Source organism: Bradyrhizobium cosmicum, from assembly GCF_032290525.1.
In the GTDB taxonomy this organism is placed as follows: Bacteria; Pseudomonadota; Alphaproteobacteria; order Rhizobiales; family Xanthobacteraceae; genus Bradyrhizobium; species Bradyrhizobium cosmicum_A.
On record NZ_JASXTA010000002.1, the window covers coordinates 81,883 to 95,544 of the forward strand.

Below are 13,662 nucleotides of genomic sequence, written 5' to 3' on the forward strand. Positions count from 1 at the left end.
GCATGGCAGAAACATCCGATCAGGAGAGCAAGACAGAAGAGCCGACCGAGAAGAAAGTCCGCGATGCGCTCGAACAGGGCAAAATCCCGGTCTCTCGGGAGGCTTCCATCTTTGCCTCGATGGCCGCGCTGATGGTGATCCAGGCCTTCCTGATCGGCCAGGGTGTGCAGCAATTGACGCCGACGCTGAAAAGCCTGCTCGACGATCCCGAAGGCTTCCCTCTCGGCAACGGCGCGGACGCGCAGAACCTGCTCACCGTGGTTGGGCTCGAGGCGCTGCGATTCCTGGTGCCGCTGGTCGTCATCCTGGCGGTGTTCGGGCTGGCGGCGTCGCTGCTGCAGAACGCGCCCAGCTTCGTGCTCCAGCGCATCATGCCGGACCTGTCGCGAATCTCCCCGGTCAGCGGCTGGAGCCGGTTGTTCGGAACGCAAGGTCTCGTCGAGTTCGCCAAGTCGCTGTTCAAGCTGGTCTCGGTGACGGTCGTCGTCGTCTTCGTGCTGCGCTCCTCGGAAGCAAAGGCGTTCGAGGCGATGTATACCGATCCGGTCGCGCTGCCGGAGATGATTCTCAACATCGCGATGCGGATCGTCTCGGCGATCTGCATCGCCACCATCGTCCTGGTCGCGATCGATCTGGCCTGGGCGCGCTTCCACTGGCGGCGCGAGCTGCGCATGACCAAGCAAGAGATCAAGGACGAGCACAAGCAGGCGGAGGGCGATCCGCTGATCAAGGCTCGCCTGCGTTCGCTGGCGCGCGACCGCTCGCGCCAGCGCATGATCGCCTCCGCCTCGCGCGCAACGCTGGTGATCGCGAATCCGACGCACTTTGCGATCGCGCTGCGCTACAAGCGCGAGGAAGGCGCCGCACCGCTCGTGGTCGCCAAGGGCATGGACGTGATCGCGCTGAAGATCCGCGAAGTAGCCGAGAAGAACCGGATCCCGGTGATCGAGAACAAGGCGCTGGCGCGCGCGCTCTACGAGGCGGTTCAGGTCGACCAGGCGATCCCGGCGGAGTTCTTCCGGCCGGTCGCCGAGATCATCTACTTCCTCCAGTCCAAGCAGGCGCCGAACACCGAGAAGGTTCAGTAGATTTCCGATTCGCGAGGATGGCGTCTCGTGCATCAGCCTGACGAAAGCTTGCGGCCCTAAGCTTCTCTCCAATGGAACATCATGGGGCTGTCGTGGGACCGCTTTATCTCTTCGAACTCGCATCGTCGCAGGCGCGGTATCTCGAACTCCGCCAGTCGACCATCGCCACCAATGTCGCCAACGCGAATACGCCGGGCTTCAGGGCACGCGACGTCGAGCCTTTCAACCAGGTGCTCGACGGCACGCCCGTCAGGCTCGCGACCACGTCGCCCTCGCACATGCAATTGTCCGCGGCCGAGACCGACACGCGGGCGACCGCGAAGAAGGATAGCTGGGAAGTCGTTCACTCCGGCAACTCCGTCAGCCTGGAGCAGGAAATGATCAAGGGCAGCGACGTCAGTCGCGACTACTCGATGAACTCGGCAATCGTGCGGTCGTTTCACCGCATGGTGCTGTCGAGCGCGAAGAGCTGAGGTGAATTGACATGCTGGACTCCCTGCAAGCGTCATTGACGGTCGCGAGCTCCGGGCTCGAGTCGCAGTCGACGCGCATGCGTATCGTTTCGGAAAACCTCGCCAACGCGACCTCGACGGGCCGCACTGCCGGTGCCGATCCGTATCAGCGCAAGACCATCACCTTCGATGCGGCCATGGACCGCGCCTCTGGCACGCAGCTTGCGAAAGTGAAGGAGATCGGGGTCGACACCACGCCGTACCGCGTGGAGTACGACCCGGGTCATCCCGCCGCCGACAAGGCCGGCTACGTCAAGCTGCCGAACGTCAACATGATGATCGAGATGGCGGACATGCGCGAAGTCAACCGATCCTATGAAGCCAATCTCCAGGTCGTGAAACAGGTGAGGTCGATGCTGGGCATGACCATCGATCTGCTGAGGAGCTGACAATGCTTGAGGCGATTTCATCCACCGCGATTTCTGCAGGCCACGCCGCGTCCCGTGCGACTGAAGCGCAGGCCATCGCACCGGCGGCGCCGACCGCGATCCAGTCCACCGACGACGTCGGCTTCGAATCGGTGATGAAGCAGGTGACGACGGACGCGATCGGCACGCTGAAGACGGGCGAGGCGGCGTCGATCTCGGCGATGCAGGGCAAGGAATCGACACGGAAGGTCGTGGAGGCGCTGATGTCGGCCGAGCAGGCCTTGCAGACGGCGGTCGCGGTCCGCGACAAGGTCGTGCAGGCCTACCAAGAAGTCGTTCGTATGTCGATTTGACCTGAAGGAATGACACAGTGAAATCGCTCGCCATTGCGGCTACGGGCATGAACGCCCAGCAGACCAACATCGAAGTCATCGCGAATAACATCGCCAACATCAACTCGACGTCATACAAGCGTGCGCGTGCGGAATTCACCGATCTGTTCTACCAGATGGACCGCATGCAGGGCGTCGCGAACGTCAACGGTTCCTCGCCGATTCCGGAAGGCTCCAATCTCGGCCTCGGCGTCAAATCGGCGGCCATACGGAAGTTGCACATCCAGGGCGCGCTGACGCAGACCGGCAACCCCTACGACCTCGCGATCAACGGCCGCGGCTGGTTTCAGGTGCTCGGCCCCAACAACGAGGTGCAGTACACCCGCGCGGGCTCGTTCAACACCAATGCCAACGGCCAGCTCGTCACGATCGACGGCTATCTGCTGGATCCCGCGATCACCGTGCCGCAGGGAACGGTTCAGGTCACGGTCAACCAGACCGGACAGATGTTCGCCAAGCTGGACACCGAAATCAACCCGCGCCAGATCGGCCAGCTCAACCTTGCCAATTTCGCCAACGAGGCGGGTCTTGAGCCGCTCGGTAGCAATCTCTATCGCGAGACCACCGCGTCCGGCACGCCGGTCGTCGGACTGCCGGGCGATGCCGGCTACGGCAAGATCAACCAGCAATATCTCGAAGCCTCGAACGTCGATCCGGTGAAGGAAATCACCGAGTTGATCTCGGCGCAGCGCGCCTACGAAATGAATGCCAAGGTCATCCAGGCCTCGGATGAAATGGCCTCGACGGTCTCGAAGGGCATGCGCTAGTTCCGGTGTCTCGATGTTGAACAGGGTAGGCTTAATGGTGCGCGGGTTGGCCGCCGTGCTGCTGGTTCTCGTCTCGGCGCGCGTCGCCGCGGCGGAGGAGAAGCGGCTTCCGGTGCCGGCCGTGTCGATCCGCGCCGGCGAGCTGATCCGGGACGACATGATCACGGAACGCGCCTTCGCGCCGAACGTGCTCGGCGTCGCCATGTTCATCGAAGCACGCCAGATCCTGGTCGGACGCATGGCGCGGCGCGCGCTGCTGCCGGGCCAGCCGATCCCGTCCAATTCGGTGGAAGATCCATGGACCATTGCCCGGGGCGCCATGGTCAAGGTCGTGGTCGAAGACAGCGGTCTGTCGATCGTCACTTACGGCGCCGCGATGCAGTCGGGCGCGGCCGGGGCGCTCATCCCGGTGCGAAACACCGACACCGGCGTGATCATCAGGGGCATCGTCCAGGCGGACGGCACCGTCAAGGTCGTGGACGGATCATGACCCGATTCCTGCTTGCGCTCGTCCTGCTCGTTTCCGCCGCCGGCGCCCAGGCCGCCGTCCGCATCAAGGACATCGCGGACATCAAGGGACTGCGCGAAAACCAGATCGTCGGCTATGGCCTCGTCATCGGCCTGAACGGCACCGGCGATACGCTTCGCAATGCGCCGTTCACGGAGCAGTCCCTGCAATCGATGCTCGAGAACATGGGCATCAATGTCAGGAACGAAACCACGAGCACCAACAATCCCACGCGACCGACGACGCTGCGCACGCGCAACGTCGCCGCCGTGATGGTGACGGCGGACCTGGCGCCTTCGATCGGAGCAGGCGAGCGCATGGACGTGACCGTCTCGTCGCTCGGCGATGCGACCTCGCTGCTCGGCGGCACGCTGGTGATGACGTCGCTGCGCGCGGCGGACGGTGCGGTCTATGCGGTGGCGCAAGGCGCGGTCACCGTGGCCGGTTACAGCGTGGGAGGCCAGGCGCAGAACGTCAGCCAGGGCACGCCGACCGCAGGTCGCATCCCGAACGGCGCGCTGGTCGAGCGCGAGGTTCAGGGAAGCCTCCGCGAGATGGAATTCCTGGTGCTGGAGCTCAAGAACCCCGATTTCGTCACGGCAACGCGCATTCTCGATGCGATCAACCGCTACGCCGGCGGCCGCTATCGGGCGCAGATCGCCTTCGAGCGCGATTACCGCACCATCGTCCTGTCGAAGCCGCGCCATATCGGTCCGGTCCGCTTCCTGGCCGAAATCGGCGAACTGACGGTCGAGCCGGATACGCCGGCGCGGGTGGTGATCAACGAGCGGACCGGCACGGTGGTGATCGGGCGCGACGTGCGGATCTCGACCGTTGCCGTGACGCACGGCAATCTGACGGTTCGTGTCACAGAGCTTCCCGTGGTGTCGCAACCGGCGCCGTTCTCGCGAGGGCAGACCGTCGTCGTTCCCCAGACCGTGGTCGAGGCCAACGAGGCCGGATCACAGGTGGCGATCCTGAGCGGGGTCGATCTTCAGCGCCTGGTGCGCGGGCTGAACCAGATCGGCCTGAAGCCGTCGGGCATCATCGCGATCCTCCAGGCGATCAAAACGGCCGGCGCGCTCCAGGCCGACGTCATCGTGCAATGATGCACAAGCGTCGTGCAAGCTTGGTCGCCCAATGCTGAGGTCTCGACCGAGAATCGCACGCGGACCGATGCTGAAGCTGGATCACAAAGCCAAACTCCTCCTCCTGGTCGCGGCCGCCGCGCTCGGATGCGCTTCGCCCGTGCTGGCGCTGGATGAGGCAAGGCCATCGAAGCCACTCAACCTGTTGTCCTTTGCGCGCGCCCGTGCGCCTGGATCGCAGAAGCCGTATTCGCCGGCCTCGACCATTCCGGGCGACAACGTGTCGATCCGGGCGACGGCGTGGGCCGCCGAAGATTCAGGACCCGCCATCACGGGGGCGGTGCCTGCTCCCGAGAAGCCAGCGCCGGTGCCCACCGCCGCGCCCGTGCGTCCGGCCAAGCCCGGCAGCGTCACGGCGCCGCCGAAGCCCCTCGCACCTGCACAGGCCGCCGTACCTGCGGACAATGAGGTCGCCCTGTTCTGCAGCAACGTCGCCGATCCGGCCGTCGATTCGCGGCTGGCCTGGCAGCTCAAGGAACTGGAGAAGGCCGAGACCCAGCTCCGCGAGCGGATCGCCGAGGTCGAGGCCAAGCGCGCCGAATACGAGAAGTGGATGGCACTGCGCGACGACTTCCTGAAGAAGGCCGAGGCGCAGGTCGTCGAGATCTATTCGCGCATGAAGCCGGACGCTGCCGCAACCCAGATCGCCGGCATGGCGGACGAGACGGCGGCGGCCGTGCTCGCCAAGCTCAGTCCGAGGAGCTCGAGCGCGATCTTCAACGAGATGGATACGGCACGCGCGGCGCACCTTGCCGATTTGCTCGGGGGCATGCGCCGTGTGGATGACGGAAAGACCAAATAGATGAAGAATCCGATCACCATCCTGTCGCTGCTGTTGCTTGCCGGATGCGTCAATGATCCGGCCGAGGTCCTGACCGGTCCGCGATTGTCGCCGGTCGGGAGCGGACTGCGGACGCAGGCCGATCCGATTCCGGTGACGCCACGTTTGCGCTCGCCCGTCAGCTATCGCTCGACCTGGGACGACGGCACCGATCTCTACCGCGATCCCCGCGCCCGGCGCACCGGCGACGTCGTGACGGTGATCATCTCGATGCAGGACAAGGCCAAGCTCGACAACAAGACCGGCCGCTCGCGCGATTCGCAGATCAAGTTCGGGCTGGACTGGCTGATGGACGTCGCCGGCTGGAGCGACACGGGCTCGGCCAACGCCAACCTCAGCACCAATACCCAGATCAAGGGCAACGGCCAGATCGACCGCACCGAGGACATCAAGCTCTCGATCGCCGCCATCGTCACCGACGTGTTGCCGAACGGCAATATGATGATCAGTGGCTCGCAGGAATTCAAAGTCAACACGGAGATGCGGGTGCTCAATGTCGGCGGCATCGTGCGTCCGCGCGACATCTCGCGCACCAACACGATCTCCTACGAGAAGATTGCGGAGGCTCGCGTGTCCTACGGGGGTCGCGGGAATCTGTCTGACGTGCAGCAGCCTGGATGGGGACATCGGATCTATGACGCCGTGGCACCATTCTGAGAGCGACGCCGGCCGGGCCGCGCCGCGAGGGCAGGGGACGTGATGCGCCTGATTGCGGCTATAGTGGTGCTGACCCTGATCGCGATCGGTGCGGGCGCGATTGCCGGCCTGCATCTGTTCGCGGCTGCAGAGCGCGTCGCCGACGCGAAGAAGAGTGCCACGCCGCCGCCCGTTGCGACGAGCTTCGCGGGCAGCGCGCGGCTCCGAAAACTGTCTCCGATCGTGACCAATCTCGCCGCGCCGGCCAACAACTGGGCCCGTGTCGAAGCCTCCATGGTGACCGAGAGCATGAGCGACGAGGATGCCGGTATCCTGGCCGCGCACATCAGCGAGGACATCGTGACTTATCTGCGGACGGCGTCGGTTGGGCAGTTCGAGGGATCGCGCGGGCTCCAGCATCTGCGCGACGACCTCGCCGAGCGCGCCAATATCCGATCGTCGGGCAAGGTGCGCGAATTGATCATTGAGGCGTTGGTGATTCAGTGAAATTGAGTGTCCTGCTGCTGGCGTTGGTCCTGGTCGTGCTGCCCGAAGTGGCGCTGGCCCAGATTCCGGATCTCAACTCGCTGCTGCCGCCGGGCAACGGCTCGACCAGCGGCCGCATCATCCAGCTGATGGCGCTGATCACGGTGCTGTCGGTGGCACCGGGACTGCTGATCATGGTGACGAGCTTCACGCGATTTGCGGTGGCGCTGTCGTTCCTGCGCGCCGGTCTCGGCCTCCAGACCACGCCGGCCAATCTGGTGCTGATCAGCCTCGCGCTGTTCATGACCTTCTACGTGATGGCGCCGACCTTCGACCGCGCCTGGGAAACCGGCGTCCAGCCGCTGATGAAGAACGAGATCTCGGAGGAGGAAGCCTATCTAAAGATCACCGATCCGTTCCGCGAGTTCATGCTGGCCCATGTCCGTGACAAGGATCTGCAGACCTTCGAGTCGCTCGCGGCGGAGAGCTTTCGCAAGAAATTCGACGACAAGCGCGTCGACATGCGTGTCATCATCCCGGCCTTCATGATCTCCGAGCTCAGGCGTTCGTTCGAGATCGGATTTCTCATCATCCTGCCGTTCCTGGTCATCGACATGATCGTCGCGACGCTGACCATGTCGATGGGCATGATGATGATGCCTCCGACGATCCTGGCGCTGCCGTTCAAGATGCTGTTCTTCGTGCTGATCGACGGCTGGAACCTGCTCGCCTCCGGACTGGTGCGCTCGTTCTCGTAACAGGTGCGATGACGGCCGAAGGCTTATGGTTAGCCAGAAGTACCGGGTCATGGTTAGCAGAGGGTAATGTTAACCATCTGATTTTGCTGACAAATTCAAGCAGATCTTAATCTGCGCGCAAGATTCGGCGTGCTAGCAATGCCTCACGGCGGGTTGGACCCTACCCACTCCAGTCCAAAGGCATGATGCCGCCCCTCCGTACCGGTGCAAGCCCGGTATGTCCCCTGATGAAAATGTAACGCGTACATAAAGGGACATTCGCAATGTCAAGCCTGCTTACGAACTCGACTGCCATGACCGCGCTCCAGACCCTGCGGTCTGTCAGTTCGCAACTCTCCACCACGCAGAACCGGATCTCGACCGGCCAGCGCGTGTCCACCGCTTCGGACAACGCCGCCTACTGGTCGATCGCAACCTCGATGCGCGCCGACAACGCCGCGCTCTCCGCCGTCTCCGACTCGCTCGGTCTGTCGGCTGCGACCGTCGATACCGAGTACACCGGTCTGACCACGGTTGTCGGCGACGCCAGCTCCGGCCTGACCAAGCTCCAGTCCCTGCTGGTGCAGGCCAAGACCGCCGGTATCGACCGCACCAAGATCCAGGCTGACATCACCCAGATCCAGCAGCAGATGAAGGCGACCGCCGGTGCGGCGACCTTCAACGGCGTGAACTGGCTGAGCACGACCGCGACGACGCCGACGACCGTGAACCTGGTGTCGTCGTTCTCCCGCGTCGGCGGCACGCCGACCACCGGCTCGATCAGCCTGACCGTCGCGAACTACTCGCTCTATACCAGCACCCAGAGCGGCATCCTGGATACGGTGAGCGGCGCCGCGTCAGTCGATACGATCAACATCTCCGCGCTCACCGACTCCGCGGCTGACCAGACCACGCTCGATGGCTACATCACGCAGGTCACCGGTGCGATCAACTCGGTGGCCGCGGCCGCCGCCAACCTCGGCGCCGTCAAGAACCGTATCTCGACCAACACGGACTTCGTGAAGTCGCTGATGGACTCGGTTGATCGCGGTATCGGCCAGCTCGTCGACGCCGACATGAACCAGGAGTCCACGCGCCTGGCGGCTCTCCAGGTCCAGCAGCAGCTCGGCGTGCAGGCGCTCTCGATCGCCAACAACAGCAGCCAGAGCATCCTGTCGCTGTTCCGCTAAGCCTCAACACGATCTGAGGAGGGCCGCGCTTCTCGCGAAGCGCGGCCCTTTCGTTTGGCGTGGCGCCCGCACGCCATCGTTTCGCCTGCCCTGTTGCTACGGGAACACAGGGCCACAAGCCCCGCACAAGCTTCGCGCGCTAGCGTCGCCGCTACGACAGGTTGGGCCTGCTTTTTTCGCCGCCCAAAGGCATGACGCCGCCCTGTCGTACCGGTGCAAGTCCGGTATGTCCCCAAATTCAATCTACTTTCAAAGGGACATCAAAATGGGTTCTAGCCTCCTCACCAACTCGTCTGCAATGACCGCGCTGCAGACCCTCCGCAACGTCAGCTCGCAACTCGCGACCACGCAGAACCGGATCTCGACCGGCATGCGCGTCTCGACTGCTTCGGACAACGCGGCCTACTGGTCGATCGCGACTTCGATGCGCGCCGACAACGCCGCGCTCTCCGCCGTCTCCGACTCGCTCGGTCTGTCGGCTGCGACCGTCGACACCGAATATACCGCTCTGACCGCCGTTGTCGGCGACAGCACCGGCGGCCTGACCAAGCTCCAGGCGCTGCTGGTCGAAGCCAAGACCGCCGGTATCGACCGCACCAAGATCCAGGCCGACATCACCCAGATCCAGCAGCAGATGAAGGGCACCGCCAATGCGGCGACCTTCAACGGCGTCAACTGGCTGAGCGCGACCGCGACCACGCCGGCGACCTTCAACCTGGTGTCGTCGTTCTCGCGCGTCGGCGGCACGCCGACGATCGGGTCGATCCAGCTGACGATCGCCAACTACTCGCTTTATACCAGCACCCAGAGTGGCATCCTGGATACGGTGAGCGGCACCGCGTCGGTCGACACGATCAACATCTCCGCGCTGACGGACGCAACAGCGGATATGACCACGCTCGACGGCTACATCGCGCAGGTCACGACCGCGATCAACTCGGTGGCCTCCGCCGCCGCCGATCTCGGCGCCGTCAAGAACCGCATCTCGACCAACACGGAGTTCGTCAAGACCCTGATGGACTCGGTGGATCGCGGTGTCGGTCAGCTCGTCGACGCCGACATGAATGCGGAATCGACCCGCCTCCAGGCGCTCCAGACCCAGCAGCAACTCGGCGTTCAGGCGCTCTCGATCGCCAACCAGAACAGCCAGAGCATCCTGTCGCTGTTCCGGTAAGCCTCAACACCATCTGAGGGGGGCCGCGCTTCGCGAGAAGCGCGGCCCTTTTCATTTGGTGTTGCCGGTCGAGCCATGACCTCGACCTAGCTCCCCCTGTTGCGGTCCGGTCACAGAGCCACAAGCCCCGCACAAACTTCGCGCGCTATCGTCGCCGTACGACAGGTTGGGCCTGCTTTTTCCGCCGCCCAAAGGCATGACGCCGCCCTGTCGTACCGGTGCAAGCCCGGTATGTCCCCAAAATTTTCAATCCGTTTCAAGGGACGTCAAAAAAATGAGCTCGAGTCTTCTCACCAATTCGTCTGCAATGACTGCGCTGCAGACCCTCCGTAACGTCAGCTCGCAGCTCGCGACCACGCAGAATCGGATTTCGACCGGTATGCGCGTGTCCACTGCTTCGGACAACGCGGCCTACTGGTCGATCGCCACTTCGATGCGCGCCGACAACGCCGCGCTCTCCGCCGTCTCGGACTCGCTCGGTCTATCGGCTGCGACCGTCGACACCGAATACACCGCTCTGACCGCCGTTGTCGGCGACAACACCGGCGGCCTGACCAAGCTCCAGGCGCTGCTGGTCGAAGCCAAGACCGCCGGGATCGACCGCACCAAGATCCAGTCCGATATCACCCAGATCCAGCAGCAGATGAAGGCCACCGCCAATGCGGCGACCTTCAACGGCGTCAACTGGCTGAGCGCGACCGCGACCACACCCGCGACCTTCGACCTGGTATCGTCGTTCTCGCGCGTCGGCGGCACGCCGACGATCGGGTCGATCCAGCTGACGATCGCGAACTACTCGCTCTATACCAGCACCCAGAGCGGCATCCTGGACACGGTGAGCGGCACCGCGTCGGTCGACACGATCAACATCTCCGCGCTGACCGATTCGGCTGCTGACCAGACCATTCTCGACGGCTACATCGCGCAGCTCACGACCGCGATCAACTCGGTAGCCTCCGCCGCCGCCGATCTTGGCGCGGTCAAGAACCGCATCTCGACCAACACGGAGTTCGTCAAGACCCTGATGGACTCGGTGGATCGCGGTGTCGGTCAGCTCGTCGATGCCGACATGAACGCGGAATCGACCCGCCTCCAGGCGCTCCAGACCCAGCAGCAGCTCGGCGTTCAGGCGCTCTCGATCGCCAACCAGAACAGCCAGAGCATCCTGTCGCTCTTCAAGTAAGCTTCGGCGTCGGAAACGACCGTGCTCCCTGTGGGAGCACGGTTCCCGCCGCCGTGAACGGCGGGCTTGACGGCACATGACGTGCTCGCGACCGGCCTCCTGATGCCAGACGTCATCCAACGCGTCGCAGCCATCGCGCTGCCATGCGCCAGCTGCTGAGCTGATTGCGTCGCCCGAGTTCTTGTAAAATTGCAACGCCTTGCCTGCGAACTGACACATTCGTGGCCTCGCGCAACCTTCAGACAAGGTTGGCAGCGGAGTGTCCGATACGTTCGCATTGGTACGAGGTCATATGCTGTTCAGTCGCGCGCAGCTCCAGCAGCTGCTCAACAATCTGCTGGAACTTGGGCCGCGGCGTCTGATGGCCTTGGGACTGATCGGCTTCGCCGTCCTCGTCACCGTCGTCGGCGGGGCCTATTATCTGAGCCGCCCCGAGTTCGAAACGCTCTATACCGGCCTTAACCGCGAAGACGTGACCCGCATCGGCGCCGCGCTGCGCGAGCAGAACATCACCTTCGACGTCAGTACAGCCGGCGACGCGATCTCGGTGCGTCCGAGCCAGACCATGCAGGCGCGGATGCTGCTTGCCGAGAAGGGGCTGCCGACCAGCGCCAATTCCGGCTACGAGCTGTTCGACAAGATCGGCTCGCTCGGCCTGACCTCGTTCATGCAGGAGGTCACCAAGCTCCGCGCGCTTGAAGGCGAGATCGCCCGCACCGTCCAGTTGATGAAGGGCGTGAAGGCCGCGCGGGTGCACATCGTCATGCCGGTACGCGGCTCGTTCCGCGCGACGCAGCAGCCGCCTTCAGCATCGGTCGTGCTGCGCACCGACGGCGCCATCGAGGCGCGCACGGCGCAGTCGATCCGTCATCTCGTCGCTGCCGCGATTCCAGGCATGAGCCGCGAGAAGGTGACGGTGCTGGATGCCGACGGCTCGATGCTGCTCGCCGAAGAGGACGAGGCGAGCGCAGCGCCGACCAAGATGGCGAGCCTCCAGAAGACGGTCGGCGGGATGGTGCAGGAGAACATCCGCAAGGCGCTGACGCCGTATCTGGGCCTGGACAATTTCGAGGTGAGTGTTGCGCCGCAGCTCTCCACCGACAAGCGGCAGACCAACGAGACCGTCTACGATCCGGAGAACCGCGCGGAACGTTCGGTGCGGAACGTGCGCGAAAACGAGAAGTCCCAGAACGCGGACCGTTCGACGCCGACCACGGTGCAGCAGAACCTTCCGGACCAGCAGGTGAACTCCGGCGGCACCAAGAACTCCAGCGAGGACAAGACCCGCCGCGAGGACGTCACCAATTTCGAAGTGTCGTCGAAGACGACGACGACGGTGAGCGACGGCTATTCGGTCAAGAAGCTCTTCATCGCCGTGCTGGTCAACCGCACGCGGCTCGTCGCCGATCTTGGCGACAAGAGCAACCAGGCCATCGTCGACAGCAAGCTCGCCGAGATCAGCCAGCTCGCGGCCACGGCCGGCGGACTGGACAAGGCGCGCGGCGATCAGATCCAGGTGACGGCCGTCGACTTCATCGAAGGCTCGCGCGAACTGGCGCCAGTGCCGCCGATCAGCTTCGTCGAGATGATCAACAAGCAGCTCGGCAGCGTCATCAACGCGGTGACGATCCTGGCCGTTGCTTCGATGCTGGTCTGGTTCGGCCTTCGCCCCGCGGTCAACGGCATCTTGACCCACCGCGCGGCGCAGGAGCAGACCGAGGCGGCCGAAGCCGCCGAGCTCGAAGCTGCCACGGCCCTTGCATTGGCCGAGAGTGAGGATCCCGAGCTTAATCTCGTCGAAGACCTCGAAGGCAAGATGCAGCGAACGCCGCAGAAGCGGCTGGAGCAGATCGTCCGTCTCGATCAGATGCAGGCGGCGGCAATCCTTAAAGACTGGATGCGACGCGAGGAGGCGGCATGAACGCGGCAATCGGAAAGCTCCTGACGCAGTTCGATGCGAACGGTCGCGCCAAGGCGCCGCTGCCGCCTCCACCGCCCAAGATCCAGGACGTGCTGACCAGGCCGAAGGAGCCCCGGCGCGAGCCGCAGGCCCAGGCCCAGCCGCAGCGTCAGCCTCAATCGCAGCCGCAGCCGCAGCTTCAGTCGCCGTCACCGGCGCCAGAGCCGGAAGCTCCGCCGGCCAATCTTCTCGACGACGCCTATCGGCGCGGTTATACCGCCGGTGTTGCCGAGAGCGACGCCAAGCTTGCCGAGGAGCGTGTCCGCAGCGCGATCCGGCTCGGCGAGGAGCGGGCCAAATGGTCCGACCAGCAGGCGGTTGCGATCGTGGGCGGCTTCGAGACGGCCTGCCGCGAGATCGAAACCAACATCGCAAGCTCCGTGGCGCGGATATTGCTGCCTTTCCTCGCCGACGCGGTTCGTGACAAGGCGATCGGCTCGCTAGTCGAGCAGATCGCAGCGCTGACCGGCAACTCGCCGGCGCCGGTGTTCAAGATCACCGGCCCGGGCGAATTGCTCGATCTGGTGCGGACACAGCTCGAGGCTAGCAGGCGAACGGGAATCGAATACGAGACCGCCGAGACGTTCGAGGTCCGCGTCGTCGCCGACCAGACCGTGATCGAGACGCAGATTGCGGCTTGGGGCGAACGCCTGAACGAGGCGCGTCGGTAGT

General features: G+C 64.2%; 16 protein-coding genes. All 16 read left to right on the top strand.

Annotated elements, in window-relative coordinates:
• Window positions 1-2 precede the first annotated feature (2 nt).
• The 16 genes from flhB to QSV46_RS04210 all read left to right on the top strand — a co-directional run bounded on the left by flhB (window position 3) and on the right by QSV46_RS04210 (window position 13,661).
• The gene (gene flhB / locus QSV46_RS04135; RefSeq protein WP_314946819.1) at window positions 3-1,088 is read left to right on the top strand and encodes a flagellar biosynthesis protein FlhB; all 1,086 of its coding nucleotides are present in this window, start codon (window positions 3-5) and stop codon (window positions 1,086-1,088) included.
• Between the two features lie 71 nt (window positions 1,089-1,159).
• Window positions 1,160-1,561: a flagellar basal body rod protein FlgB gene (gene flgB, locus QSV46_RS04140; protein ID WP_314946823.1), complete on the top strand. Its 402-nt coding sequence runs from the start codon at window positions 1,160-1,162 to the stop codon at window positions 1,559-1,561.
• An 11-nt stretch (window positions 1,562-1,572) separates the two neighbouring features.
• Window positions 1,573-1,989 (top strand): flagellar basal body rod protein FlgC, encoded by a 417-nt coding sequence (gene flgC / locus QSV46_RS04145; protein ID WP_314946824.1) that lies wholly within the window; start codon window positions 1,573-1,575, stop codon window positions 1,987-1,989.
• Between the two features lie 2 nt (window positions 1,990-1,991).
• The gene (locus QSV46_RS04150; protein WP_314946827.1) at window positions 1,992-2,321 is read left to right on the top strand and encodes a flagellar hook-basal body complex protein FliE; all 330 of its coding nucleotides are present in this window, start codon (window positions 1,992-1,994) and stop codon (window positions 2,319-2,321) included.
• 17 nt (window positions 2,322-2,338) lie between these two features.
• A complete protein-coding gene (gene flgG, locus QSV46_RS04155) occupies window positions 2,339-3,127 on the top strand; it encodes a flagellar basal-body rod protein FlgG (RefSeq protein ID WP_314946828.1) in 789 nt (262 codons plus the stop codon).
• A 34-nt stretch (window positions 3,128-3,161) separates the two neighbouring features.
• Window positions 3,162-3,617 carry a flagellar basal body P-ring formation chaperone FlgA gene (gene flgA / locus QSV46_RS04160; RefSeq protein ID WP_314946830.1) on the top strand — a complete coding sequence of 152 codons (456 nt, stop codon included), beginning with the start codon at window positions 3,162-3,164 and terminating at the stop codon, window positions 3,615-3,617.
• Window positions 3,614-4,744, top strand: a complete 1,131-nt coding sequence (gene flgI, locus QSV46_RS04165) for a flagellar basal body P-ring protein FlgI (protein ID WP_314946832.1) — start codon at window positions 3,614-3,616, stop codon at window positions 4,742-4,744. Before flgA ends, flgI begins: the two co-directional genes overlap by 4 nt.
• A gap of 67 nt (window positions 4,745-4,811) precedes the next feature.
• Window positions 4,812-5,585, top strand: a complete 774-nt coding sequence (locus QSV46_RS04170) for a hypothetical protein (RefSeq protein ID WP_314946833.1) — start codon at window positions 4,812-4,814, stop codon at window positions 5,583-5,585.
• Window positions 5,586-6,281 (top strand): flagellar basal body L-ring protein FlgH, encoded by a 696-nt coding sequence (gene flgH, locus QSV46_RS04175; protein ID WP_314946835.1) that lies wholly within the window; start codon window positions 5,586-5,588, stop codon window positions 6,279-6,281.
• Between the two features lie 42 nt (window positions 6,282-6,323).
• Window positions 6,324-6,767 (top strand): flagellar basal body-associated FliL family protein, encoded by a 444-nt coding sequence (locus tag QSV46_RS04180; RefSeq protein WP_314946837.1) that lies wholly within the window; start codon window positions 6,324-6,326, stop codon window positions 6,765-6,767.
• Window positions 6,764-7,504, top strand: coding sequence for a flagellar type III secretion system pore protein FliP (fliP, locus tag QSV46_RS04185; RefSeq protein WP_314946839.1), 741 nt, complete (start codon window positions 6,764-6,766; stop codon window positions 7,502-7,504). The genes QSV46_RS04180 and fliP overlap by 4 nt, the downstream gene beginning before the upstream one ends.
• A gap of 263 nt (window positions 7,505-7,767) precedes the next feature.
• Window positions 7,768-8,673 carry a flagellin gene (locus tag QSV46_RS04190; protein ID WP_314946841.1) on the top strand — a complete coding sequence of 302 codons (906 nt, stop codon included), beginning with the start codon at window positions 7,768-7,770 and terminating at the stop codon, window positions 8,671-8,673.
• 265 nt (window positions 8,674-8,938) lie between these two features.
• On the top strand, window positions 8,939-9,847 hold the full coding sequence (locus QSV46_RS04195) for a flagellin (RefSeq protein WP_314946842.1): 909 nt from the start codon (window positions 8,939-8,941) through the stop codon (window positions 9,845-9,847).
• A gap of 274 nt (window positions 9,848-10,121) precedes the next feature.
• Window positions 10,122-11,030 (top strand): flagellin, encoded by a 909-nt coding sequence (locus QSV46_RS04200; RefSeq protein WP_314946845.1) that lies wholly within the window; start codon window positions 10,122-10,124, stop codon window positions 11,028-11,030.
• A 292-nt stretch (window positions 11,031-11,322) separates the two neighbouring features.
• A complete protein-coding gene (gene fliF / locus QSV46_RS04205; RefSeq protein WP_314946848.1) occupies window positions 11,323-12,951 on the top strand; it encodes a flagellar basal-body MS-ring/collar protein FliF in 1,629 nt (542 codons plus the stop codon).
• Window positions 12,948-13,661: a hypothetical protein gene (locus tag QSV46_RS04210; protein WP_314946851.1), complete on the top strand. Its 714-nt coding sequence runs from the start codon at window positions 12,948-12,950 to the stop codon at window positions 13,659-13,661. The genes fliF and QSV46_RS04210 overlap by 4 nt, the downstream gene beginning before the upstream one ends.
• Window position 13,662: the final 1 nt, after the last annotated feature.

Coding starts and splice junctions, on each gene's coding strand:
- flhB (WP_314946819.1), top strand. CDS start 3: ATGGCAGAAACATCCGATCAGGAGAGCAAGACAGAAGAGCCGACCGAG.
- QSV46_RS04190 (WP_314946841.1), top strand. CDS start 7,768: ATGTCAAGCCTGCTTACGAACTCGACTGCCATGACCGCGCTCCAGACC.
- QSV46_RS04210 (WP_314946851.1), top strand. CDS start 12,948: ATGAACGCGGCAATCGGAAAGCTCCTGACGCAGTTCGATGCGAACGGT.
- QSV46_RS04180 (WP_314946837.1), top strand. CDS start 6,324: ATGCGCCTGATTGCGGCTATAGTGGTGCTGACCCTGATCGCGATCGGT.
- flgB (WP_314946823.1), top strand. CDS start 1,160: ATGGAACATCATGGGGCTGTCGTGGGACCGCTTTATCTCTTCGAACTC.
- flgI (WP_314946832.1), top strand. CDS start 3,614: ATGACCCGATTCCTGCTTGCGCTCGTCCTGCTCGTTTCCGCCGCCGGC.
- flgH (WP_314946835.1), top strand. CDS start 5,586: ATGAAGAATCCGATCACCATCCTGTCGCTGCTGTTGCTTGCCGGATGC.
- flgA (WP_314946830.1), top strand. CDS start 3,162: ATGGTGCGCGGGTTGGCCGCCGTGCTGCTGGTTCTCGTCTCGGCGCGC.
- QSV46_RS04195 (WP_314946842.1), top strand. CDS start 8,939: ATGGGTTCTAGCCTCCTCACCAACTCGTCTGCAATGACCGCGCTGCAG.
- QSV46_RS04170 (WP_314946833.1), top strand. CDS start 4,812: ATGCTGAAGCTGGATCACAAAGCCAAACTCCTCCTCCTGGTCGCGGCC.
- QSV46_RS04200 (WP_314946845.1), top strand. CDS start 10,122: ATGAGCTCGAGTCTTCTCACCAATTCGTCTGCAATGACTGCGCTGCAG.
- flgC (WP_314946824.1), top strand. CDS start 1,573: ATGCTGGACTCCCTGCAAGCGTCATTGACGGTCGCGAGCTCCGGGCTC.
- QSV46_RS04150 (WP_314946827.1), top strand. CDS start 1,992: ATGCTTGAGGCGATTTCATCCACCGCGATTTCTGCAGGCCACGCCGCG.
- fliF (WP_314946848.1), top strand. CDS start 11,323: ATGCTGTTCAGTCGCGCGCAGCTCCAGCAGCTGCTCAACAATCTGCTG.